Origin of the sequence: Mycolicibacterium gadium, from assembly GCF_010728925.1 — a bacterium.
GTDB classification, from domain to species: Bacteria; Actinomycetota; Actinomycetes; order Mycobacteriales; family Mycobacteriaceae; genus Mycobacterium; species Mycobacterium gadium.
Genome location: NZ_AP022608.1, coordinates 3,034,519 through 3,055,524, shown reverse-complemented (window position 1 = coordinate 3,055,524; position 21,006 = coordinate 3,034,519). Strand labels below are relative to the sequence as shown.

Below are 21,006 nucleotides of genomic sequence, written 5' to 3'. Positions count from 1 at the left end.
GAAGACGCGTGGCACTTCTAGGCGAAGAGGCCGCCGTACTCGGGGCAGTAGTTGTCGACGGCGGAGACGACGAAGGTCGCGACCTGATCGGTGGTCAGGTCAGTTGCGCCCATGATCTCCATGCCGAGGTCGACCGGGTCGGCGCCGTCGTCGAACGCGACGCAGACCTCGTGTCCGGCGGCGATCGCGCCCCGCGGGGTGTCGTACGCGATGCCCTCGGCGGTGATATCCGCCAGGAAGTTGTCGTCGGCCGAACTCAACGCGGCGGCGGTGCCCGCGGAGGCGAATGCGGCCAGCCCCAACGCACCCGCGACGATCGCGGTGCCTGCGAACTTGGTGACTCCGTTGCGACTGAACATGGGGACTCCTGATGTCGATTCGTTCCGGTTGTTTCCGGGTCGACATCAGAGTCGGACAGCCGCCTTGACGGATTCTTGCCAGATTCTTGGAGCGCGAAGAATCCCTCGCGAATCAGCGGGTCAGGCGAACTTCAGCCACCAGTCGTGCAGCGCATTCATGTCCGAGCCCTGCACATCACCGATGAGCATGTTCGAGTTGAAGGTCCAGGTGATGTCCTGGTTTCCGTTGAAGATGCCGCAGGCGATCCGGCCCTCGACCTTGTCGGGCGTTTCGGTGAAATGCCACGTCGTCGGCGAATCGGCATTGGCGTTCGGGCACGGCATCAGTTCCGAGTTCGCCGCCACCGAACCGTCGAAAGCCCGGTCGAGGGCCGCCTGGTCGGCGAACAGCGAATATCGGGCGTTTTCGGGGCCACCCTGCGGGGAGGCCTTTCCGCAGTCCACCGTCGCCAGCGCGCCCGTCGCAGGCGGGCTCACCGCCTCGCACACGCCCGCGTCGTAGCCCCGCGGCAAGACCGCCATGAGCTTCGATTCGAAGGAGTCGGGATCCTGCGTCGGCGTCGGTGTCCGCGACGTCCTGGTCCGCTCGGAGGTTTCGGCCGTGGTCGTCGTCGTGTCGTCTGTGGCGATCGGCTTGTCGTCTTCTCGAGTGCCCAAGTAGATGCCCACTGCCCCGAGGATCAGCACCAACACCGCGCCTGCGGCCGCAATCGGAATCCACGGAATCTTTGAGCCGCCCGACGGCGGCTGCCCGGGCGTCTGCTGAAGCGGACCGGACGGTGGTGGTGGCGGCGACGTCGACCACATCGGGCCGCTCGGCGGGCCGCCCGTCGGCGGGGGACCGGCATGGAATGCCGCAGGTTGTGGGCCGCTCGGCGGCGGCGGGCCCTGCGTCGCGTAGGGGGGTGGCGGTGGTTGCGGCGGTTGCGACGAGTACATCCGCGGTTGCGACGGCGGTGGCGGCGGAGGCACCGGCCGGGTGGCCGCCTCACTGCGCTGCAGAATCGTCGCGGCCTGATCCTGTTCCCGATGAGTGAGCGCGTCGGTCGCCGCCGTCGCGAGATCGCCCGCGCTGGCGTAGCGATCTTCGGGTTTCTTCGCCATCCCGCGGCCGATCACCTCGTCGAACTTCGGTGGAATGCCCGGTCGCTGCACGCTCGGGCGCGGTGTCGGGTTCATCAGGTGCGCGGTGATGATCGTGCCGACGCTGTCACCGGAGTACGGCTGCGCCCCCGTAAGGCATTCGTGCAGCACACACGCGAGCGCGTACACGTCGGCGCGGTAGGTGACGTCGTCGTTGGTGAAGCGCTCCGGCGCCATGTACGCGTAGGTCCCGACGGCAGTGCCCAACTGCGTCAACTTTTCGTCGGTGACGGCGTTGGCGATGCCGAAATCGACCAGATAGGCGAAGTCCTCCCGGTTGAGGATGATGTTCTCGGGTTTCACGTCGCGGTGGGTGATTCCCGCTTCGTGGGCGGCGTCGAGCGCCGAGGCGATCTGCTTCACGATCGCCACTGACCGGGCCGGTGTCATGGGTCCGTACCCCTTCAACACCTTGCGCAGGTCGGTGCCGTCGATCATGCGCATGTCGACGAACAGGAAGCCGTCGACCTCACCGTAATCGTGGATAGGCACGACATGCGGCTCCTGCAGCCGGCCCGCGGCGTGCGCCTCCCGCTGCAGCCGCTTGCGGAACACCGGGTCGGTCGACGCCGATTCCGGCAACAGCTTCAGCGCGACGATGCGGTCCTTGACCGTGTCCTCGGCCTCGTAGACCTCCCCCATGCCGCCCTTGCCCAGCAGTCGGCGCAATTTGTACGGGCCGATCTGGGAACCAACGCGTGACCCCTGCTCGGAATCGCTCATCGGTCTTCTCCTCAGAAATCAATTGGCAGCAAAGACACCCTAATTCCTCGCTAGCCCGAGCGCGGGTCGATCTCGAACGTGAACTCGTGATCGCAGATGCGGATCGTGTCGCCGTCGCCCAGGGTCGCGGTGCCCCGGATTCGCTCTCCCCGCACGTCGATACCGTTGGCCGAGCGCATATCGGTGATCACGAAGCTGGTTCCTGTGTCGATGATCACCGCGTGGTGGCGGCTGACATTGTTGTCGTCGAGCACGATGTCGTTGTCCGATAGCCGCCCGATCCTGGTCGCCGTCGCCGTCAGGCGATACGCGCGCCCGGTCGCCGAACGCAGGGTCGCCAGCGCCGCTGTCGCGTTGACCGCCGTCCGCATGTCGATGTCGTTGACCTGGTGTACGGCCGTCGTCTTCGCGGCCTGCTTCACGTCCAGCGGCTCCTGACGGAGGATCTTCTCGTGCAGCGCACGCACCGTCGGCCCTGGGTCGATACCCAGGTCTTCGGCCAGGGTGGTTTTCAGCCGCTGGTAGGCGTCCAGCGCCTCGGACTGGCGTTCGGCCGCGTAGAAGGCGGTGATCAGCTGCGCCCACAGCGGTTCGCGGTACGGATACTCGACCGTGAGGCTCTCCAGCTCGGAGATGACGGTATAGGCACGCCCGCAAGCGATTTCGGCTCCAGCCCGCGCGGTGTGCGCCTCGACCTTGTCCTCGGTCAGCGCGGTCGCGAACACGTCGACGAACTGGAAGGTGCGCAGGTCGTCGAGGACGGGTCCGCGCCATTCGGCCAGGGCATCGGTCAGGTGCCTGCTGGCCTCCTCGAAACGGCCGGCGGCCGCGGCGTGCACCCCGGCCGCCTTCTCGACCACGAATCGGCCGATGTCGCAGTCCGCGTCGGCGGCGTTCAACCGGTAGCCCGGCGGCGCGTTGACCAACACCTGCTTCGGGTCCGCCCCCGCGGTGCTGACGAGCTTGCGCAAATTCGAGATGTAGGAGTGCAGGCTGGCCCTGGCCTCCGCTGGCGGCCCCTCTTCCCACGCGGCGGTGATCAGGGAATCGGTGGACACCGGGCGGTTTCGATTCATGACGAGCAACGCGAGCACGGCACGCAGCTTCGGCGTGCCCAGCGTCACCGGCGCAGCGTTGACCGTCATCTGGAGTGGCCCCAGCACGCCAAAGCCGATCTTGATCGCACCCATTACCGAAGTTCTATCGCGAACCGGCGCGACACGCACTCATGACGCGAAATCGGGGGCCCGGCACCGCTCGCGCCCTTCCTCGAGCAGATCGCCGCGCACGATGTCTCCGTCGTGTAGACCTAAGTAGAACGTGTTCTAGTTACCAGGAGGCGGTATGGCGCTGAAGGTCGTGCAGTGGGCGACGGGCGGCGTCGGAGTCGCCGCCATCAAGGGCGTGCTGGAGCATCCCGAGCTCGAGCTCGCCGGCTGCTGGGTGCACTCGGCCGCCAAAGCAGGCAAGGACGTCGGCGAACTCATCGGGCAAGAGCCTCTGGGCGTCACCGCGACCGACAACGTCGACGAGATCCTGGCGCTCGACGCCGACGCCGTCATCTATTCGCCGCTGCTGCCCAATCCCGATGAGGTCGCCGCCCTGCTGCGGTCAGGGAAGAACGTGGTCACTCCGGTCGGCTGGGTGTATCCGAGCGAGCGGCAGTCGGCGGCCCTGCGCGAGGCCGCGATCGAGGGCAACTCGACGCTGCACGGCACCGGCATGGCGCCCGGCGGCATCAGCGAGAAGTTCCCGCTGCTGTTCTCGGCGTTCTCCACGGGCGTGACTTTCGTTCGCGCCGAGGAGTATTCCGACTTGCGCACCTACGAGGCACCCGACGTCGTCCGCCACGTGATGGGGTTCGGAGAGGTGCCCGACAAGGCCCTGAGCGGACCCATGCAGAAGCTGCTCGACGGCGGCTTCATCCAGGCGGTGCGGATGATCGTCGACAAGGCGGGCTTCAACGCGGACCCGAAGGTGCGTTCTACGCAGGAGATCGCCGTCGCCACAGCACCCATCGAGTCGCCGATCGGCGTGATCGAGCCCGGAGAGGTCGCCGGCCGAAAGTTCCACTGGGAGGCGCTGGTCGGCGACGAGGTCGTCGTGCGCGTCACCGTGAACTGGCTCATGGGCGAGGAAAAGCTCGATCCCCCATGGACATTCGGCCCCGAAGGACAGCGGTACGAGATGGAGGTTCGTGGTAATCCCGACATCTCGATCTCGGTGAAGGGGTTCCAGTCGGCGGTGGGCGGCGAGGGTCCGGAGTACGGGATCGTCGGCACCGCCGCGCACTGCGTGAACTCGGTGCCCGCGGTGTGTGCCGCCGAACCGGGCATCGCCACCTATCTCGATCTGCCACTCATCAGCGGCAAGGCGGCGCCCCGGCTGAGTTAGTCGCGCGGCAGGATACCGCCGTCGAGCGTGACGACCTTGTTGGTCAGATAACCGTTGCGCAGCATGGCGATTGCCATGTCGGCCACCTCGTCGGGCCGGCCGATGCGGCCGACGGGGATCGGGATCGGGGGAGTGCCGGTCTCGAGGTCTGCCGGAAACATCTTCGTCTCACCCACCAACGCGGGGGCCAGGCTGTTGACCGTCACTCCGTCGGCCGCGACGCGCGGTGCGAGGTGGTGCATGAGGCCGTGCAGTCCCGCCTTGCTGGCCGCGTAGTGGGCTCCGACCACGCCGCCGGTGAGGGCGGCGACCGACGAGATGAACAGGATGCGGCCGTACCTCCGCTCGATCATCGCGGGCAGAACCTGTTGCGCCAACAACCACGGCGCGGTCAGGTTGACCGCAATCGTCGCGTTCCACGACGCCAGGTCGGTCTTCTGCCACCCCTTGATGTCGGCCGTGCCCGCATTGGGGACGAGCAGGTCGACCGGGCCGAGTTCGTGGACCGCATGCGCGACGAGAGCGGCCGGCGCCTCGGGATCGGAGAGATCGGCGGCAGCGACGGCGACCCGCCGCCCCTGGTCTCGCGCGTAGGCCGCGGCCTCTTCGGCATCGTCGGCGTGTCTGCCGTAGGACAGGCACAGGTCAGCGCCCTCGTCGGCGAGCCGTCGCGCGATCGCCTTGCCGATACCGCCCGACGCGCCGGTCAGCAGCGCGACCCGGCCACGCAGGTCACCTGTCACGGCTGAACCAGAATTCGGATCGGGTTGCCTTCCTGGCGATCCAGCCTTTCGATGCCGATCGCGATGTCCTCGAGGGAGACCACCTCGCTGATCGAACGCGAGATGTCCAGGCGGCCACGGGAAACCAGCGTGGCGAGCGTTTCGATGTCGACGTTCTGGTAGCCCAGGTGGCCCAGGACTTGCTTTTGCGTGAGTGCGAACATGCTGGTGGGACCGACGCACGCGGGCTCGGCGCTCATTCCGACCGCGACGAGACGGCCGCCGACCGTCAGGTTGTCGAGCGCCTGCTCGAACGTCGACGTGAGGCCCACCGCGTCGAACGCGACGTCGAGCTTGCGCCCGCCGGTGAGCTCGCCGATCTTCTCCGAGAGTCGTTCGTCGCGGGCGTCGAACGCATGGTCCGCACCGAGTTCGACGGCGCGCTCGAGCACCGCTGCCTTGACGTCGACGGCGATCACCGGGGCGGCACCGACCAGCCTTGCCAGCTGCACAATGTGGGTTCCTACCCCGCCGACACCCCATACGCCGACCGATTCGCCGATGCCGACCTTGCCGGTGCGCACGACGGCGCCGAACGGCGTCGACACCGCGTCGGCCAGGATCGCGGCCTGCTCCAGCGGGACGTTGTCGGGCACCCGGGTCAGGCCGGCGGCCTGCGCGACGGTGTACTCAGCCCACGCCCCGTCGTAGGCGAACGCCATCAGCTGGATGGCCAGACAGTTCGTGACGTCGCCGCGGCGGCAGTTCGCGCATTGGGTGCACGGCTTGCCCGCGGCCACGACCACCCGGTCGCCTTCGGCCCAACCGGTGACGTCCGGGCCCATCTTGGCGATCGTTCCCGCCGCCTCGTGGCCTTGGGTGACCACCGGGCGCATGGCCGGGAACGTGCCGTTGATCAGGCTGAGGTCGGAATGGCAGATGCCGCAGAACGCGACCTTGACCAACACCTCTCCCGGTCCGGGCTCGGGTATCGGAACAGCCTCTACCGCAAACTTTTTGGTGTCCGCGTAGAAGCGTTGCGCCCTCATCGTGTCGGCCATGTCACTCCCAGGGGATGCGTAAAGAGGTTTGGGCAGACCTTAGCCGCCGCATCTTTTCGGCAGCCTGGCAGACTCAGTTCCCGTGACGAAACGGGCACTGGTGCTGGCAGGTGGTGGTCTGGCGGGAATCGCGTGGGAGACGGGCATCCTGCGGGGCATCGCCGACGAAGCGCCGGAGACGGCCGAGGCCCTGCTCAACAGCGACGTGTTGGTCGGCACGTCCGCGGGGTCGACGGTGGCCGCCCAGCTGATCAGTGGCCTCGGTCTCGACGCGCTGTTCGAACGGCAACTGGCGACAGCGACGACCGAGCGCAACCCTGACGTCGGCATCGAGGAGATCACCGAACTGTTCCTCGCGGCAGTGACACAACCCGGCTCCAAAGAGGAGAAGCTGCAGAGGATCGGCGGCGTCGCCTTGTCTACCAAGACCGTGCCGGAGATAGTCCGGCGTCAGGTGATCGAACACCGGTTACCCGAGCACGAGTGGCCGGAACAGGTACTGCGTATCAGCGCAATCGACACCGCGACAGGTGAATTGGTGACCCTCGATCGCGACTCCGGGGTGAATCTGGTTGACGCTGTGGCCGCCAGCTGTGCGGTGCCCGGCGTCTGGCCGCCGGTCACGATAGGCGGTCGACGATTCATGGACGGCGGTGTCGGCAGCACCGTCAACCTCGAACTCGCCGCCGACTGCGATGTCGTGGTGGCGCTACTGCCACAAGGCCGGACGTCCCCATCACCGTTCGGCACCGGAGCGGTCGAGGAGGTCGACAACTTTCCCGGCTCGGTGTTCGCCGTGTTCGCCGACGACGAGTCGCTGACAGCCTTCGGCCCCAATCCGCTGGATCCGGCCTGTCGCGCACCGTCCGCCGAGGCGGGACGTGAGCAGGGCAGGCGGGTGGCGGCCGAGGTCGCAGCCTTCCTGGACCGCTGAATCAGGCTTCGGCGGAAACGGTTTCGGGTTTCTCCAGCCCATCAAGCACCGCGGCGGTGAGTTCGCGGCCGATGGCGATTACCTCTGCGGCACGGTGGAATTCGAGGCTGCGGCATGCGGTTCGCGGCACCTCGATCAACACGTCGGGGGGATAGGCCGCCAACGTGTGGCGCGCCAGTGCGGCCTGCGCGATGTCGATCGTCCGGTTCATCACCTCGAAGCTGCCGAGCCGGGGAACCGATATGTCTTTGGCGGTTACCTCTTTGGAGGCGTCGACGAGCTTGTCATCGCCCTCTTCGGCTTGGCCGGTGTCGAACAGCGCCGTCGTGCTCCGCCACATCCGGCCCAGCCACTCCGTCGTCGCCCTTGGCCCGTCGCCCTGGGGCTCGTCGCCGCCCGCCTCGCTGCCGGCCAGGCTCACCGCGATCGTCAGATCGGCGTTGACGGCCGATATCGGCGCCATGGGCAGCGGATCGAGGATGCCGCCGTCGGCCAGCAGCCGGCCGTCGAGCACGTGCGGCACGATCACTCCCGGAATGGCGATCGACGCCCGGATCGCGGCATCGACGGGCCCGCGTTGCAGCCACACCGACTTTCCCGACAGCAGATCGGTGCTGACCGCCGTGTACGGGATCGGCAGCTCTTCGATCGTCACTTCACCGAGGATGTCGCGGACCGCGTCGAGGATCTTCTCGGCGCGCAGGACCCCGGCGGCGGTGATCTTCGGGTCGAGTAGGCGCAGGATCGCCCGCTGGGTGAGCGCCCTGGCCCATTCGGCGAAATCGTCGAGCTTGCCGGCGGCCTGCAGCCCACCCACGAGGGCACCCATCGACGACCCCGCGATGCCGACGATCTCGAAGCCACGTTCTTGCAGCTCGTCGATCACCCCGATGTGGGCGTAACCGCGCGCTCCTCCGCTGCCGAGGGCGAGGGCAACTCGCTTGCCGGCCATGAGGTCATTCTGCGCTCATCCGCACAGGGCGTCTGCGGCGGCCTGGGCAGCCACGATCACCGCGGCCTGCCGCTCCGGTGGGAGCGCAGACCACGGCATGCCGAACGTTCCCGGGCCGGGAGCGGCGTCGGCACTTTGCACGCTCTTCAGGTAGGGCTCGAGTTGGGACTTGGGGTCTCCGCCCTGCCGACCCATCCAGTCGCGCGCCGCCTGACACGCCTTGAAGTACTCGTCTTCGGTGGAGTCCGCAGGTGCCCCGACGGCCGTTGTGACACCGCCGGGGGAGACCGCGACGTCGCCGGGTGCTGCGGTGGGGGTGTCGGAGGGTTCCGTGGCAGACGTCGTCTCTGGGGTCGAGGTGGCCGGTTCACTGTCATCTCCGGTCGAGCACCCGGTGGCTATTGCGGTGCCGACGATCACGAGTGCCACCGCGTGGGCGGCCCGACGGAAATGCCTGCGCATACAGCCAATCTATGCAATGGCCGCGTTGCCGCGATCGGCACCCGTCTACTTCGGTTCACCGTGAATCTTGCGCGCCGCCGTGCACATGGCCGCCTGACCAGGTTGTTGACCGCGGTGTTGACGCGACAGGAATTCAGCGGAGCCGTCCTGGTCGGTTCGACATGCCAGACTTGCCGCTGTGACGACCGGATACCTGCTGATGTGCGACGGGGACTGTCGCGCCTGACGCGCGTGCCCCGATCCCTTTCCGTTCGTCACTGCTGGAGTCTTGATGGTTTCCACCCTGTCGTCGCCCACTCGGCTGCGCCCACCCGAGCTGCTGTACATCTCTGACCGGTACGCCGACGACGTGTTGTCCGGCCGCTACGACGGTCTGTTGCCTGCCGGCGGCCTGCCGGCGAACGACCGCTGGTTCACCCGTCTGCACGGCGACGAAGCACTCGACGTCTGGTTGATCAGCTGGGTCCCGGACCGCTCGACCGAGCTGCACGACCACGGCCGCTCGCTCGGAGCGCTGACGGTGGTGTCCGGCGCGCTGAAGGAAACCCGCTGGAACGGTCGGGCCTTCAAGCGCCGGCGGCTGACGGCGGGGGATCAGGCCGCCTTTCCGCTGGGCTGGGTGCACGACGTGGTGTGGGCGCCCGATCGCCACACCGCCGCACCGATCGCTCAGGTTGTGCCGACGCTGAGTGTTCACGCATACTCGCCACCGTTGACCGTGATGTCGTACTACGAGGTCACGCACCGGAATGCGCTGCGCCGCAAGCGCACCGAACTCACGGATGAGCCGGAAGGATGACATCGATCTTGGGTAGCCGCATCGACCGTGTGCTTGACGACGCCCGCAGCAGGTTGACCAGGATGAGCGCGCAGGACGTGCCCGCGGCGCTGGCCCGTGGCGCGGTGCTGGTCGACATCCGGCCTCAGGCCCAGCGCGACCGTGAGGGCGACGTTCCGGCGGCGCTGGTCGTCGAACGCAACGTGCTCGAATGGCGATGCGACCCCACCAGTGACGCCCGTCTTCCGCAGGCCACCGACGACGTCGAATGGGTGGTGCTGTGCTCGGAGGGTTACACGTCGAGCCTGGCCGCTGCGGCCCTGCTCGACCTTGGGCTGCACCGCTCCACCGACGTCATCGGCGGCTACCACGCGCTGAGGGCCGAAGGTGTTCTCGCCTAAGCATTTTCGTCATTGGACAGTAGCGGGCGCAACTTCTCCGTCTTTTGCGGCGTCCAGCCCGGCGGCTCCAGAATCGCCGCCCAGGCGTTGGCGACGTCTTTGACGTAGACGTGGCCGTGACCGTCGGGCACGTCGACTGCCACCGCCATATCCGCGGATACCTGTAGGAAGGTGACGATCGGTATCCACTGCATGCGCCCCGACACGTCGTAGCCACGCGGCTCTCTGAGCCAATCCGGTTCGGCGAACAACAGATCCGGATTCCACCAGGCGATCGGGTCCGACGCGTGCTGTAGGTACACCACTCGGGGATTGCCCCACTCGGCCCCTTCCGGCCGGTTCAGATTGTCCGAGCGCGCGGCGAAGCGGACGTTCTCGCCCCTGTCGAAGATGGGCAGCCACTCCGGCGAACCCGCGTCGCGATCACGGGTGAGTTGAGTCCAGATGGTGTTGTTGAACGTCGGGCCGGAGAACAGCGCACCGTCGGTGCGGGCGATGAGATTGTTCAGCGCCAGGAACGGTGCCTCGCCGCCGAACGAGCCAAGGCTCTCACCGAACACCACCAGCCGTGGCCGCTGAGCCTCCGGCATCTCGCGAACCAGCGCGTCGACGGCCTCGAACAGCGCCTGCCCGGCCTGTCGCGCATTCTCCTTGTCGACGAGGAACGACAGCCAGCTCGGCAGGAACGAGTACTGCATGGACACGATCGCCGTGTCGCCGTTGTACATGTACTCGAGCGCCGAGGCCTCGGCCTCGTTGATCCAGCCGGTACCGGTCGTCGTCGCGACGGCGACCACCGCACGATCGAGTCCGCCCTTGCGCTGCAACTCCTCGGCGGCCAGCGCCGCCGTCGCCTTGATGCCGTCCGCCGAATGCAGTCCGGCATAGGCGCGGATCGGTTCGATGGCGGGCCGGCCGTTGAACTCGGCGAGGTCGTCGACGGTGGGTCCCGCCGAGACGAACACCCGTCCCTGGTGGCCCAACGATTCCCACGACATTGCCGAGCCGGGACCGCCTGAACGCAACGGGGACGTCGGCGCCGCGAATTCGGGATCGGTCTCGTCGTTGGCCGCCGCGAACGTCTTGTTCAAGGCGCTCATACCGAACCGCACGACGATGCCATTGAGCAGTGCGATACTCAGCGCGAGCAGCAGAGCCACCACCACCACGGCCGAAACACGTGGCGGCGCAACGCGTTCCAGCTGGCGGACCAAGAAGCGCACCAACTTGCCGATGAGCTGGCCGATTTCGACGAAGATGAACAACACCACGATGGACAGGAATGCGCACCAGGGGTAGTCCCAGAATTCCAGGCGTGGTACGCCGTTGAGGTCGCGGACCTCGTCCTGCCACCGATGGAAGTAGAAGATCATCAGGATCTGGCCAACGACCCCGATGCCCACGAGTGTGAGCCAGGCCCACCGCGGCGCCGGTGGGCTGGCGTCCCTCGATGCCATGTAGCGCACCAGCCAAACCCCGAACACCCCGAGGCCGTATCCGATCGCACCCGCGGCTCCGCTGACGATGCCTTGGAAAAGGGGCCCGCGCGGCAGCAGCGACGGCGTCAAGGAGAACCAGATGAAGACAAGCCCGAGGGCCGTTCCGAAGAACGTGTAACGGCGCACCCACCAATCCGGCTTGGGGGGCGACTCCTCCTGCGGCGATGCGTCGTCAACAGCCTCAGCGGTGTCTGTCACCCACGCAGATTAACGGTGGCGGAAGTTCGGTGGGCGCTTCTCCGTGAACGCGTTCATGCCCTCGGTCTGGTCGTCGGTGGCGAACGCGGAGTGGAAGAGCCTGCGCTCGTAGAGCAGACCCTCGGCCAGCGTCGACTCGAAGGCGCGGTTGACGGCCTCTTTGGCCATCCGCGACGCCGACAGCGACATCCCGGCGATGGTCTTGGCGACCTTGTTGGCCTCGTCGAGCAGCGTGTCCGCGGGCACGACGCGGGACACCAGGCCGGCGCGCTCGGCTTCCTCGGCGTCCATGTTGCGTCCGGTGAGGATCAGGTCCATCGCCTTGGCCTTGCCGATGGCGCGGGTCAACCGCTGCGAGCCGCCCATGCCGGGGAGGACGCCGAGCTTGATCTCGGGCTGACCGAATTTCGCGGTGTCGGCGGCGATCAGCAGATCGCACATCATCGCGAGCTCACAACCGCCTCCGAGCGCGTAGCCGTTCACCGCGGCGATGGTCGGCGTCCGTGTCGCGGCGAACTTGCCCCACGCCGCGAAGAAGTCGGAGGAGAACACGTCGGCGAACGACAGTTCGGCCATCTCCTTGATGTCGGCGCCGGCGGCGAAGGCCTTCTCGCCGCTGCCGGTGACGATGATCGCGCCGATACCCGGATCGTTGTCGAATTCCGCTGCGACCGCGACGACTTCGTTCATCACCTGGCTGTTGAGCGCGTTGAGCGCCTTCGGGCGGTTCAGCGTGATGGTGCCGACGCGGTCGTCGCGCGTGACCAAAATGGTCTCGTAGCTCATGAGAACTCCAGTTCGCGGTCGGCCGGCGCGAAGTAGGCCTCGACGTCGGCGGTGGTGACGGCCGCCAGTGAGGCGGGCGACCATTTGGGATTGCGGTCCTTGTCGATAACCTGAGCGCGGATGCCCTCCACGAGATCGTGGCTGCGCAACGATCCGCATGACGTTCGGTATTCCTGGCGCAGCACGTCTTCCAGTGTGTCGAGCTTGGTGGCGCGCCGTACGGCTTCCAGCGCGACGGAGACTGAGACGGGTGAGCGGGTCTCGATGAGGTCGGCGGCGTCGTGCGCGGCGGTCGCGTCGTCACCGCGCAGGGCGTCGACGATCTCGGCGGCCGTCGCCTCGGCATAGCACCGGTCGATCCATTCCCGCTGCGACAGAAACTGACTCGCGGGCGGCTCGGCGGAATGGGCGGCCAGTGCGGCGTCGACGCCGTCGGCGATGACGGTCTCTTTGAACGCGGCGATCGCATCGTGCGGCATGAAGTGGTCGGCGAAACCCATGGCGATCGCGTCGCCCGCACCGAACGTCGCACCGGTGAGGGCGGCGTGTGTCCCGAGCAGTCCCGGCGCCCGCGACAGAATGAGTGTGCCGCCCACGTCGGGAATGAAGCCGATGCCGACCTCCGGCATCGCCATCTGGGTGGTGTCGGTGACGACGCGGACGCTGCCGTGCACGGCGACTCCGACGCCGCCGCCCATCACGATGCCGTCCATCAGCGCGACGTAGGGCTTGCCAAGTCGGGCGATCTGGGCGTTCAGCCGATATTCGTCGTACCAGAACTGCCGCGCCTCCGACCCGCCGGCCTTGGCGCTGTGGTAGATCGCGACGATGTCCCCGCCTGCGCACAGGCCGCGTTCACCTGCACCGTCGATGACGACCGTATTAACATCGCCGTCGTCCGCCCACTCGGTCAGCATGGGTGAGATCGCGTTGACCATTGGGTGGGTAAGCGAATTGATGGCCTTGGGCCGATTGAGGGTGATCAGGCCGACGCCCTGACGCACGTTTACTAGGACATCCTCGTTTTCGTCCACGGAATGCAATCTAGATCGTCAACCTGCATGGAGCTTCGCCGGGTAGGGTTTCCTGTGAAGACCCTGGGAGGTTCTTTCGGGAACCGTCCGGGATCGCCAATCGTTGATCGAGTGTTCGTCAACGAGTCGAACCAAGCATCAGAGAGGAACCGACGGTGCGGGAGTCCAGCAACCCGGTATTTCGTTCCCTGCCCAAGGGCCAGGGTGGCTATGCGCAGTTTGGTACCGGAGCCGCCGGCTACGGTGCGCAGGCGGTACAGGCCGAGCCATATGTCACGCAGTACCCCGACCAGCGGCAGACGGGTGTCTCCCGGCCGCTGACCATCGACGATGTCGTCACCAAGACGGGCATCACCCTTGCGGTGGTGACCGCGGTCGGCGTCGCGTCCTACTTCCTGGTGTCGCAGAACCTTGCGCTGATGATGCCGTTCGTGCTCATCGGCGCGCTCGGCGGCTTGGTGATGGTCCTGATCGCGACCTTCGGGCGCAAGCAGGACAACCCCGGCATCGTGCTGAGCTACGCCGCGCTCGAGGGCCTGTTCCTCGGTGCCGCGTCGTTCTTGTTCGCGAACCTCGTCTCCACCGGTGGACCGGGAATGATCGCGCAGGCGATCTTCGGAACGGTTGGCGTATTCGTCGGCATGCTCGTCGTCTACAAGACCGGCGCCATTCGGGTGACGCCGAAGTTCACGCGGATGATGGTCGCGGCCCTGTTCGGTGTCGTCGCCATCGCGCTGCTCAACTTTGTGCTCGCGATCTTCGGTGTCGGCGGCGGCGAGGGCTTCGGCCTGCGCAGCGGTGGTCCACTGGCGATCATCTTCTCGCTGGTCTGCATCGGTCTGGCGGCCTTCATGTTCCTGATCGACTTCGACCAGGCCGACCAGCTGATTCGCGCCGGTGCGCCGGAGAAGGCCGCGTGGGGCGTCGCCCTCGGCCTGACCGTCACGCTGGTCTGGCTGTACCTCGAGATCCTGCGACTGCTGTCGTACTTCAACAGCGACTAGCAGTCACCGCGAAAGGCCCGGCACGAAATGTGCCGGGCTTTTTTCGTGCCTCTTCCGTTGACTCTGCGCACACGCCGAAACTGCTGGCAGATCGCGATTTGTCCACATTTTGCGATCTGCCAGCAGTTTCGACCGCGTGGAGCAGCGAGAGTCGAAACATGACGACATTCAACTGGCCGTTCGTCGGCAGCGAAGCCATCACCAACGGCCTCCTCAGGAAGCACGAACTGCGGGCTGGCTTCCGCGCGGAGTTTCCCGATGTGTACGTACCGAAGGATGCCGTGCTGACGCTGCATCAGCGGGCCGTCGCGGCCTGGCTCTGGTCACACCGCGAGGGTGTGATCGCGGGGTTGACGGCATCGGCGTTGCACGGCGCGAAATGGGTTGACGCAACAGACCGCATCGAGTTGGTGTCGCAAAACGCGCGCCGTCCGCGAGGTTTGCACACCTACGACATGAGGCTGCGGCACGGCGAGTACGGGTTATACCAGGGCCTTCCCGTCACCAGTCCGGAGCGCACCGCATTCGACATCGGACGCCGCGGCCGACTTGATCTTGCTGTCACACGGCTGGATGCGCTTGCCAACGCCACCGGCATCTCGGCCGAAGCGGTGCTTGCGGTGGCGCGAGCCCACCCCGGGGCTCGCAACCTCCGTCAACTCGCGGCTGCCCTCGATCTGCACGATCCTGGAGCCGAATCGCCCAGAGAAACTTGGCTGCGACTCCTGGTGATTCGCGCAGGATACCGGCGTCCACGAACACAGATACCGGTACGCAGCCTCGATGGCCGTCGGCAGTACTACCTCGATATGGGTTGGGAAGACCTCATGCTGGCGGTGGAGTACGACGGCGAGCAACACCGCAACGATCCGCATATCTACGCCAACGACATTCAGCGATCTGAAGACATCGCCGAAGTCGGCTGGAAGCGTCTCCGTGTTGTCAAGGCGAACACATCAGGCGAAGTGCTGCGGCGTCTTGACCGCATGTGGCGATCGAGACTGCGCACAGATCGCGGAATATCGTAAAGTCGCGATCTGTCTGCAGTCTCGAGTCAACGAACCTCAGCTGAGGCGTTCCACCACCATCGCCATGCCCTGGCCGCCACCCACGCACATCGACTCGATGCCGAACGTCTTGTCGTGCGTTGCAAGGTTGTTCAGCAGCGTGGCGGTGATACGCGCGCCGGTCATACCGAACGGATGACCCAGCGCGATCGCGCCGCCCGACACGTTCAGCTTGTCCTCGTCGATGCCGAGTTCGCGCGCCGACCCGAGCACCTGCACCGCGAACGCCTCGTTGATCTCGACCAGGTCGATATCGGAGATCGTCTTGCCCGCCTTGGCAAGCGCCTTCTTGATCGCCTCGATCGGGCCAAGGCCCATGATCTCCGGCGAGAGCCCCGACACACCCGTCGACACGATGCGCGCCAACGGCGTCAGGCCCAACTCCTTGGCCTTCGTATCGCTCATGATGACGACCGCGGCCGCACCGTCGTTCAGCGGACATGCGTTGCCCGCGGTGATGGTGCCATTGGGCCGGAACACGGGCTTCAGCTGCGAAACAGCCTCGTAGGTGGTGCCCGCACGCGGGCCGTCGTCCGTCGTCACGGTCGTGCCGTCGGGCAGCTTGACGGGCACGATCTCGCGCTCGAAGAAGCCGCTCTTGATCGCATCCTCGGCGCGGTTCTGCGAACGCACGCCCCAGTGATCCTGGTCCTCGCGGCTGATGCCGGTGTGCAGCGAGACGTTCTCAGCGGTCTGGCCCATCGCGATGTACACATCGGGCACCAGGCCGTCCGCGCGCGGGTCGTGCCATTCGTCGGCGCCCTCGGCCTGCTTGGCCGTGCGGGCCTGGGCCTCGTCGAAGATGGTGTTCTTCGAGTTCGGTGCACCATCGGCCGCACCCACCCCGAACCGGGACACCGTCTCGACACCCGCGGAGATGAACACGTCGCCTTCACCGGCCTTGATGGCGTGGAAAGCCATCCGCGTGGTCTGCAGCGACGACGAGCAGTACCGGTTGACCGTGGTGCCAGGCAGGAAGTCGTAGCCGAGTTCGACGGCCACCGCCCTGGCGATGTTGTAGCCGGCCTCACCGGCGGGCTGCGCGCAGCCCATCATCAGGTCGTCGATGTCCTTCGGGTCCAGCGACGGGACCTTGTCCAACACGGCCCGAACCATCTGCGCCGCGAGGTCGTCGGGGCGCATCGTGGCGAGCGACCCCTTGACGGCGCGGCCGATCGGCGAGCGTGCAGTGGCGACGATGACGGCTTCAGCCATGAGATTCTCCTCTATCTACGGATAGAGGAAACCTAACTTGCGGGCACCACGATGGGCGCGGGGACCCCAGTTGAGCGACGCCACAACCGGCTGATGTTGCCCACCCGGGCCAGCAGCGAGCTGCCCTCGGCGTTTCGCGGCTCCAGCGCGTCTTCGGGCTGATCTCCGTCGATGCACTCGCCCAACGCATTACACAGAGCGGGGAGTAATTGCTGCGCCGCCAGTGCGTAACCGGCGCCTGACGGGTGGAACATGTCCTGGCTGAATAGCTCTTCGGGCGCCTTGCGGAACTCGGGTGTGAGCAGATCGGAGAACGGCACGGGCACACCGCCTGCGGCGCGCACGGCCGACGCCTGGGCACGCGCCAGGCGCAACCCGCGACTGCGTGCCACCCACCTCAGCGGCTGGGGGATCGCGGTGATCACGCCGAAGTCCGGGCAGGTTCCCACCACCACGACGGCGCCGCTGGCCCGTAACCGCCGCACCGCCCTGCCCAGCCGTCGCGCCGACGGACCGATGCCGTTGGGCCGGGTGATGTCGTTCGCGCCGATCATGATCACCGCGGCATCCGGTGGCGGGCCGGCGACGAACATCGCGTCGATCTGCCCGGACAGCCCCTTCGACGTCGCGCCCATGATGGCTTTTGTGCTGAGCCTGATTCGTTCGCGCGACACCTCGGCGAGGCCGCGCGCTATGAGCACGCCGGGCACCTCCTCGGCGTCATCACAGCCATAACCGGTGGCCGTGGAGTCGCCGAAGACCATCAGGTGCAGGTCAAATGGGACGCCGCGGTGCCATTTCTCGACGGGTCCACCGCCATGCGCGTAGACGCCGTCGGCGCGTGGTGGCACGTCCCACGCCTTCGGTATGACGCGGCGAGCCCTGTCTGCCTGGCCGCTCAGCAGATTGCGGGCTCCCACATATGCGGAGCCCGTCGACGCGAGCGTGGCCGCGGCCGCGACGGCGACGGTCGTTGTCCTGCGCGGAACACGTATGCCCACGCGACAAGTTTAGGTGGGATTTTCTGGGATATCCGCGTGGCGACCAACGCCAACGGATCACAGTGCGGTATCAAGTCCGGTATCGAAATCGACTCGTTGATTGTTGAAATGAACGGAGCCTGTCAAGCTAAGGTATCGGTAGCGCTGAAGCAAACGGCGGCCCGGGGCTCTACAAAGTCGTAGGGAGTGGTGGCGATGACGGCACCCAGTAAAGTGGCCAGGACGTCTCGTGTTGGCAAAATGCCTGCTAGAGCACATAAACCGCGCAAGTTCCCAGTTAGTGACGGCGCACCCGTAGAGGTCGTCGAGGACGGCCCAAGCCTCGCGGGACGGCTCACTTCTCTTGCGGCTCTGCTAACAATTCGACCGACACTAGCTATCGGAAGCTACGCTCCGCGTCTGCCCTGGCCATGGGGTTTGGTGGATTTTGCGTCGCGGGTCATGCGTCCCGCCCCCGGCACGGTGCGCGCGACGATTTCTTTGCCGAAATGCACCGCACAGCTCGTGCGGGCGGGCGGCGTGCTGCCTGCGGACGGCAAGCGCGGCGTGATTCTGTACATGCACGGCGGGGCGTTCTTGACGTGTGGTGTGAACTCCCACGGCCGGCTGGTGACCGCCCTCTCGGGGTACGCCGACTGCCCGGTGCTGGTCGTCAACTACCGGATGATCCCCAAGCACTCCGTCGGTCAAGCGCTCGACGACTGTTACGACGCCTATAAGTGGTTGCGACTCAAGGGTTATGAGCCGAATCAGATCGTGCTGGCGGGTGACTCCGCCGGCGGGTACCTGGCCCTGGCGCTCGCCGAGAAACTGCAGCGCGAGGGCTTGGAAGGCGAAATCCCCGCGGCGATGGTGACGATGTCGCCGCTGTTCGAGATCGACAACGAAGGCCGCGCCAACCACCCGAACATCCACAGCGATGCGATGTTTCCGCCGCGCGCGTTCCATGCGTTGGTGGACTTGGTCAAGGAGGCGGCGGGCCGGCACATGGTCGACGGAAAGCCAGAAGAGGTCTACGAGCCGCTCGACCACATCGAGCCGGGGCTGCCGCGCACGCTGATCCATGTGTCGGGGTCTGAAGTTCTGGTGAGCGACGCGCGCAAGGCGGCCCGGCGGCTCGCGGCCGCTGGTATACCCGTCGAGGTCCGCGTCTGGCCGGGTCAAATGCACGTGTTCCAGCTGGCATCGCCCGCTGTTCCCGAGGCCAAGCGATCGCTGCGCCAGATCGGCGACTACATCCGCGAAGCCACCTGGTAAACCCTGAGCTGGTACCCCGCTGCCCCGCCTGACACGATGGAGTCATGCGGATCGCACGGCACATCAGTGAGCTCATCGGCAATACCCCTCTGGTACAGCTGAACTCCGTCGTCCCTGACGGCGCGGGCACCGTCGCCGCCAAGATCGAGTACCTGAATCCCGGCGGTAGCTCCAAGGACCGCATCGCGATCAAGATGATCGACGCGGCCGAAGCCAGCGGCGAACTCAAGCCCGGCGGCACCATCGTCGAGCCGACCTCCGGCAACACCGGTGTGGGCCTGGCGCTCGTGGCGCAGCAGCGCGGCTACAAATGCATCTTCGTCTGCCCCGACAAAGTCAGCGAGGACAAACAGAACGTGTTGCGCGCGTACGGCGCTGATGTCGTGGTCTGCCCGACGGCCGTGGCGCCGGACAATCCGGACAGCTATTACAGCGTCTCGAATCGGCTCGTCGAGGAGATCGACGGCGCGTGGAAGCCCGATCAGTACTCCAACCCCATGGGGCCCGCCAGCCACTACGAGACCACTGGCCCCGAGGTGTGGGCGGACACCGACGGCAAGGTCACCCATTTCGTCGCAGGCGTCGGCACCGGCGGCACGATCACCGGGGCCGGGCGGTATCTCAAGGAGGTTTCTGCACGGCGTCCAGAAGGCCCGGTCAGGATCATCGGCGTCGACCCCGAGGGGTCGGTGTACTCCGGCGGCACCGGCAGGCCGTACTTGGTCGAAGGCGTGGGCGAGGACTTCTGGCCGTCGGCCTACGACCCGACCGTGCCGGACGAGATCATCGCCGTGTCCGATGCGGACTCATTCGAGATGACGCGCAGGCTGGCCCGCGAAGAGGCCCTCCTCGTCGGTGGTTCGTGCGGCATGGCCGTCGTCGCCGCCATCAAGGTCGCCGAGAAAGCGGGCCCGGATTCGGTTGTGGTCGTCCTCCTACCGGATGGCGGAAGAGGTTATCTGTCAAAGGTTTTCAATGACGGATGGATGTCGTCCTACGGATTTCTGCGGAGCCGGCTCGACGGTTCTGTCGAGGAGACGACCGTCGGAGAGGTGCTGCGCGGCAAGTCGGGTGCGCTGCCCGACCTGGTGCACACCCACCCGTCGGAGACCGTGCGCGACGCGATCGGCATCCTGCGCGAGTACGGCGTCTCCCAGATGCCGGTGGTGGGTGCCGAGCCGCCGGTGATGGCGGGTGAGGTGGCGGGCAGCGTCGCGGAGCGCGAACTGCTGTCCGCGGTGTTCGAGGGCCGGGCCAATCTGGCAGATGCGGTGTCCCAGCACATGAGTCCGCCACTGCCGCTGATCGGTGCGGGCGAGCTCGTCAGCACCGCGGCGAAGACACTGCGCGAGTGCGACGCCGTGATGGTCGTGGAAGAGGGTAAGCCGGTGGGCGTCCTGACCCGTCATGACCTATTGGGCTTCCTGTCCGACGGAAGCAGCCGTCGAGTCCGCTAGTCGGATTTACAAAGACTGGCAAACGATTGGGGTCGCGGGCTCCGATCCGGCCGTTACCGGCGGGTTTCGCTGCTTCGCCACATGATCAACTTCCGCACAGAAACCTCTGCGGCAACCCACTTCTCAGGTAGGGTAAGCACGCTTGTACCAGCTAAGACAATGACTGGAAGGCCCCATGACCGAACAGCCCCCACCGCCCCCCGGGAACTATCCTCCGCCGCCACCACCGAGCGGCGGCATGCCGCCTCCTGCTCCCGCAGCGCAGCCGAACAACAACCTGATCTGGGGCATCTTGGTGACGGTGTTGTGCTGTCTACCACTCGGAATCGTGTCGATCGTAAAGTCCACTCAGGTCTCCGGTCTGTGGGCACAGGGGCGCGCAGCAGAAGCGCAGCAGGCGGCTGACGACGCGAAGAAGTACGCGGTGTGGGGCGCGATCGCCGGCGTCATCGTCTTCGTGATCGTCATCATCATCAACGTCGTCGTCGGCATCGGCGCGACAACCAGTTACTCCTAGCGTTCACGGAGCTATTGCTCCGCGTCGTCGCTCTGGGCCGCG

Annotated in this window: 21 protein-coding genes; 9 read left to right on the top strand and 12 right to left on the bottom strand. The window is 66.4% G+C overall.

All coding sequences use genetic code 11. The annotated features are described in order from the left end of the window. Positions 1 to 17 precede the first annotated feature (17 nt). From G6N36_RS14960 to G6N36_RS14950, 3 genes are all read right to left on the bottom strand, one after another. Positions 18 to 359, bottom strand: coding sequence for a DUF732 domain-containing protein (locus G6N36_RS14960; RefSeq protein ID WP_163687169.1), 342 nt, complete (start codon positions 357 to 359; stop codon positions 18 to 20). A gap of 120 nt (positions 360 to 479) precedes the next feature. Next, complete coding sequence (locus G6N36_RS14955) at positions 480 to 2,225, bottom strand: serine/threonine-protein kinase (RefSeq protein WP_163687168.1); 1,746 nt, start codon at positions 2,223 to 2,225, stop codon at positions 480 to 482. A gap of 50 nt (positions 2,226 to 2,275) precedes the next feature. Next, the gene (locus G6N36_RS14950) at positions 2,276 to 3,415 is read right to left on the bottom strand and encodes a BTAD domain-containing putative transcriptional regulator (RefSeq protein ID WP_163687167.1); all 1,140 of its coding nucleotides are present in this window, start codon (positions 3,413 to 3,415) and stop codon (positions 2,276 to 2,278) included. Positions 3,416 to 3,569: 154 nt separating this feature from the next. Between G6N36_RS14950 and G6N36_RS14945 the strand changes: the two genes are divergently transcribed. Next, complete coding sequence (locus G6N36_RS14945) at positions 3,570 to 4,619, top strand: NAD(P)H-dependent amine dehydrogenase family protein (protein ID WP_163687166.1); 1,050 nt, start codon at positions 3,570 to 3,572, stop codon at positions 4,617 to 4,619. Here G6N36_RS14945 and G6N36_RS14940 read toward each other — a convergent pair. Together G6N36_RS14940 and G6N36_RS14935 are read right to left on the bottom strand one after the other, a co-directional pair. Further along, complete coding sequence (locus tag G6N36_RS14940) at positions 4,616 to 5,362, bottom strand: SDR family NAD(P)-dependent oxidoreductase (protein ID WP_163687165.1); 747 nt, start codon at positions 5,360 to 5,362, stop codon at positions 4,616 to 4,618. The two genes, G6N36_RS14945 and G6N36_RS14940, sit on opposite strands and share 4 nt — an antisense overlap. Further along, entirely contained in the window at positions 5,359 to 6,402 is a 1,044-nt protein-coding gene (locus G6N36_RS14935; protein WP_163687164.1) for a zinc-binding dehydrogenase, read from the bottom strand. Before G6N36_RS14935 ends, G6N36_RS14940 begins: the two co-directional genes overlap by 4 nt. Before the next feature lie 82 nt (positions 6,403 to 6,484). Here G6N36_RS14935 and G6N36_RS14930 point away from each other — a divergent pair, with 82 nt between their 5' ends. Next, positions 6,485 to 7,336 (top strand): patatin-like phospholipase family protein, encoded by an 852-nt coding sequence (locus tag G6N36_RS14930; protein ID WP_235690058.1) that lies wholly within the window; start codon positions 6,485 to 6,487, stop codon positions 7,334 to 7,336. A 1-nt stretch (position 7,337) separates the two neighbouring features. Here G6N36_RS14930 and G6N36_RS14925 read toward each other — a convergent pair whose 3' ends face one another. Together G6N36_RS14925 and lpqV are read right to left on the bottom strand one after the other, a co-directional pair. Beyond that, a complete protein-coding gene (locus G6N36_RS14925) occupies positions 7,338 to 8,288 on the bottom strand; it encodes a patatin-like phospholipase family protein (RefSeq protein ID WP_163687163.1) in 951 nt (316 codons plus the stop codon). Positions 8,289 to 8,303: 15 nt separating this feature from the next. Beyond that, on the bottom strand, positions 8,304 to 8,750 hold the full coding sequence (lpqV, locus tag G6N36_RS14920) for a lipoprotein LpqV (protein ID WP_163687162.1): 447 nt from the start codon (positions 8,748 to 8,750) through the stop codon (positions 8,304 to 8,306). A gap of 271 nt (positions 8,751 to 9,021) precedes the next feature. Between lpqV and G6N36_RS14915 the strand changes: the two genes are divergently transcribed. Together G6N36_RS14915 and G6N36_RS14910 are read left to right on the top strand one after the other, a co-directional pair. Further along, on the top strand, positions 9,022 to 9,549 hold the full coding sequence (locus tag G6N36_RS14915; RefSeq protein ID WP_163687161.1) for a cysteine dioxygenase: 528 nt from the start codon (positions 9,022 to 9,024) through the stop codon (positions 9,547 to 9,549). Then, the gene (locus G6N36_RS14910) at positions 9,546 to 9,929 is read left to right on the top strand and encodes a rhodanese-like domain-containing protein (RefSeq protein ID WP_179964792.1); all 384 of its coding nucleotides are present in this window, start codon (positions 9,546 to 9,548) and stop codon (positions 9,927 to 9,929) included. The genes G6N36_RS14915 and G6N36_RS14910 overlap by 4 nt, the downstream gene beginning before the upstream one ends. Here the strand turns inward: G6N36_RS14910 and G6N36_RS14905 are convergent. From G6N36_RS14905 to G6N36_RS14895, 3 genes are read right to left on the bottom strand one after another with little or no spacing between them, the layout of a single operon-like run. Further along, positions 9,926 to 11,626 (bottom strand): alpha/beta hydrolase, encoded by a 1,701-nt coding sequence (locus tag G6N36_RS14905; protein ID WP_163687160.1) that lies wholly within the window; start codon positions 11,624 to 11,626, stop codon positions 9,926 to 9,928. The genes G6N36_RS14910 and G6N36_RS14905 overlap by 4 nt on opposite strands. 9 nt (positions 11,627 to 11,635) lie before the next feature. Next, entirely contained in the window at positions 11,636 to 12,412 is a 777-nt protein-coding gene (locus G6N36_RS14900) for an enoyl-CoA hydratase (RefSeq protein WP_163687159.1), read from the bottom strand. Further along, the gene (locus G6N36_RS14895) at positions 12,409 to 13,446 is read right to left on the bottom strand and encodes an enoyl-CoA hydratase/isomerase family protein (RefSeq protein WP_163687158.1); all 1,038 of its coding nucleotides are present in this window, start codon (positions 13,444 to 13,446) and stop codon (positions 12,409 to 12,411) included. The genes G6N36_RS14900 and G6N36_RS14895 overlap by 4 nt, the downstream gene beginning before the upstream one ends. Before the next feature lie 155 nt (positions 13,447 to 13,601). Here G6N36_RS14895 and G6N36_RS14890 point away from each other — a divergent pair, with 155 nt between their 5' ends. Beyond that, the gene (locus G6N36_RS14890; protein WP_163687157.1) at positions 13,602 to 14,450 is read left to right on the top strand and encodes a Bax inhibitor-1/YccA family protein; all 849 of its coding nucleotides are present in this window, start codon (positions 13,602 to 13,604) and stop codon (positions 14,448 to 14,450) included. A gap of 158 nt (positions 14,451 to 14,608) precedes the next feature. Further along, positions 14,609 to 15,478 carry a hypothetical protein gene (locus G6N36_RS14885; protein ID WP_163687156.1) on the top strand — a complete coding sequence of 290 codons (870 nt, stop codon included), beginning with the start codon at positions 14,609 to 14,611 and terminating at the stop codon, positions 15,476 to 15,478. Between the two features lie 36 nt (positions 15,479 to 15,514). Here the strand turns inward: G6N36_RS14885 and G6N36_RS14880 are convergent, their stop codons facing one another. Continuing rightward, entirely contained in the window at positions 15,515 to 16,732 is a 1,218-nt protein-coding gene (locus tag G6N36_RS14880; protein WP_163687155.1) for an acetyl-CoA C-acetyltransferase, read from the bottom strand. Positions 16,733 to 16,764: 32 nt separating this feature from the next. Beyond that, positions 16,765 to 17,733, bottom strand: a complete 969-nt coding sequence (locus G6N36_RS14875; protein WP_163687154.1) for an SGNH/GDSL hydrolase family protein — start codon at positions 17,731 to 17,733, stop codon at positions 16,765 to 16,767. 195 nt (positions 17,734 to 17,928) lie between these two features. On the opposite strand from G6N36_RS14875, the gene G6N36_RS14870 reads away from it, so the two are divergent. From G6N36_RS14870 to G6N36_RS14860, 3 genes are all read left to right on the top strand, one after another. Then, positions 17,929 to 18,990: an alpha/beta hydrolase fold domain-containing protein gene (locus G6N36_RS14870; RefSeq protein WP_163687153.1), complete on the top strand. Its 1,062-nt coding sequence runs from the start codon at positions 17,929 to 17,931 to the stop codon at positions 18,988 to 18,990. A gap of 44 nt (positions 18,991 to 19,034) precedes the next feature. Further along, entirely contained in the window at positions 19,035 to 20,447 is a 1,413-nt protein-coding gene (locus G6N36_RS14865) for a cystathionine beta-synthase (protein ID WP_163687152.1), read from the top strand. 175 nt (positions 20,448 to 20,622) lie between these two features. Beyond that, on the top strand, positions 20,623 to 20,964 hold the full coding sequence (locus G6N36_RS14860; RefSeq protein ID WP_083126733.1) for a CD225/dispanin family protein: 342 nt from the start codon (positions 20,623 to 20,625) through the stop codon (positions 20,962 to 20,964). The last annotated feature ends 42 nt before the right edge of the window (positions 20,965 to 21,006 follow it).

Coding starts and splice junctions, on each gene's coding strand:
- G6N36_RS14935 (WP_163687164.1), bottom strand. CDS start 6,402: ATGGCCGACACGATGAGGGCGCAACGCTTCTACGCGGACACCAAAAAG.
- G6N36_RS14910 (WP_179964792.1), top strand. CDS start 9,546: ATGACATCGATCTTGGGTAGCCGCATCGACCGTGTGCTTGACGACGCC.
- lpqV (WP_163687162.1), bottom strand. CDS start 8,750: ATGCGCAGGCATTTCCGTCGGGCCGCCCACGCGGTGGCACTCGTGATC.
- G6N36_RS14900 (WP_163687159.1), bottom strand. CDS start 12,412: ATGAGCTACGAGACCATTTTGGTCACGCGCGACGACCGCGTCGGCACC.
- G6N36_RS14880 (WP_163687155.1), bottom strand. CDS start 16,732: ATGGCTGAAGCCGTCATCGTCGCCACTGCACGCTCGCCGATCGGCCGC.
- G6N36_RS14865 (WP_163687152.1), top strand. CDS start 19,035: ATGCGGATCGCACGGCACATCAGTGAGCTCATCGGCAATACCCCTCTG.
- G6N36_RS14950 (WP_163687167.1), bottom strand. CDS start 3,415: ATGGGTGCGATCAAGATCGGCTTTGGCGTGCTGGGGCCACTCCAGATG.
- G6N36_RS14915 (WP_163687161.1), top strand. CDS start 9,022: ATGGTTTCCACCCTGTCGTCGCCCACTCGGCTGCGCCCACCCGAGCTG.
- G6N36_RS14945 (WP_163687166.1), top strand. CDS start 3,570: ATGGCGCTGAAGGTCGTGCAGTGGGCGACGGGCGGCGTCGGAGTCGCC.
- G6N36_RS14955 (WP_163687168.1), bottom strand. CDS start 2,225: ATGAGCGATTCCGAGCAGGGGTCACGCGTTGGTTCCCAGATCGGCCCG.
- G6N36_RS14885 (WP_163687156.1), top strand. CDS start 14,609: ATGACGACATTCAACTGGCCGTTCGTCGGCAGCGAAGCCATCACCAAC.
- G6N36_RS14925 (WP_163687163.1), bottom strand. CDS start 8,288: ATGGCCGGCAAGCGAGTTGCCCTCGCCCTCGGCAGCGGAGGAGCGCGC.
- G6N36_RS14870 (WP_163687153.1), top strand. CDS start 17,929: ATGACGGCACCCAGTAAAGTGGCCAGGACGTCTCGTGTTGGCAAAATG.
- G6N36_RS14860 (WP_083126733.1), top strand. CDS start 20,623: ATGACCGAACAGCCCCCACCGCCCCCCGGGAACTATCCTCCGCCGCCA.
- G6N36_RS14960 (WP_163687169.1), bottom strand. CDS start 359: ATGTTCAGTCGCAACGGAGTCACCAAGTTCGCAGGCACCGCGATCGTC.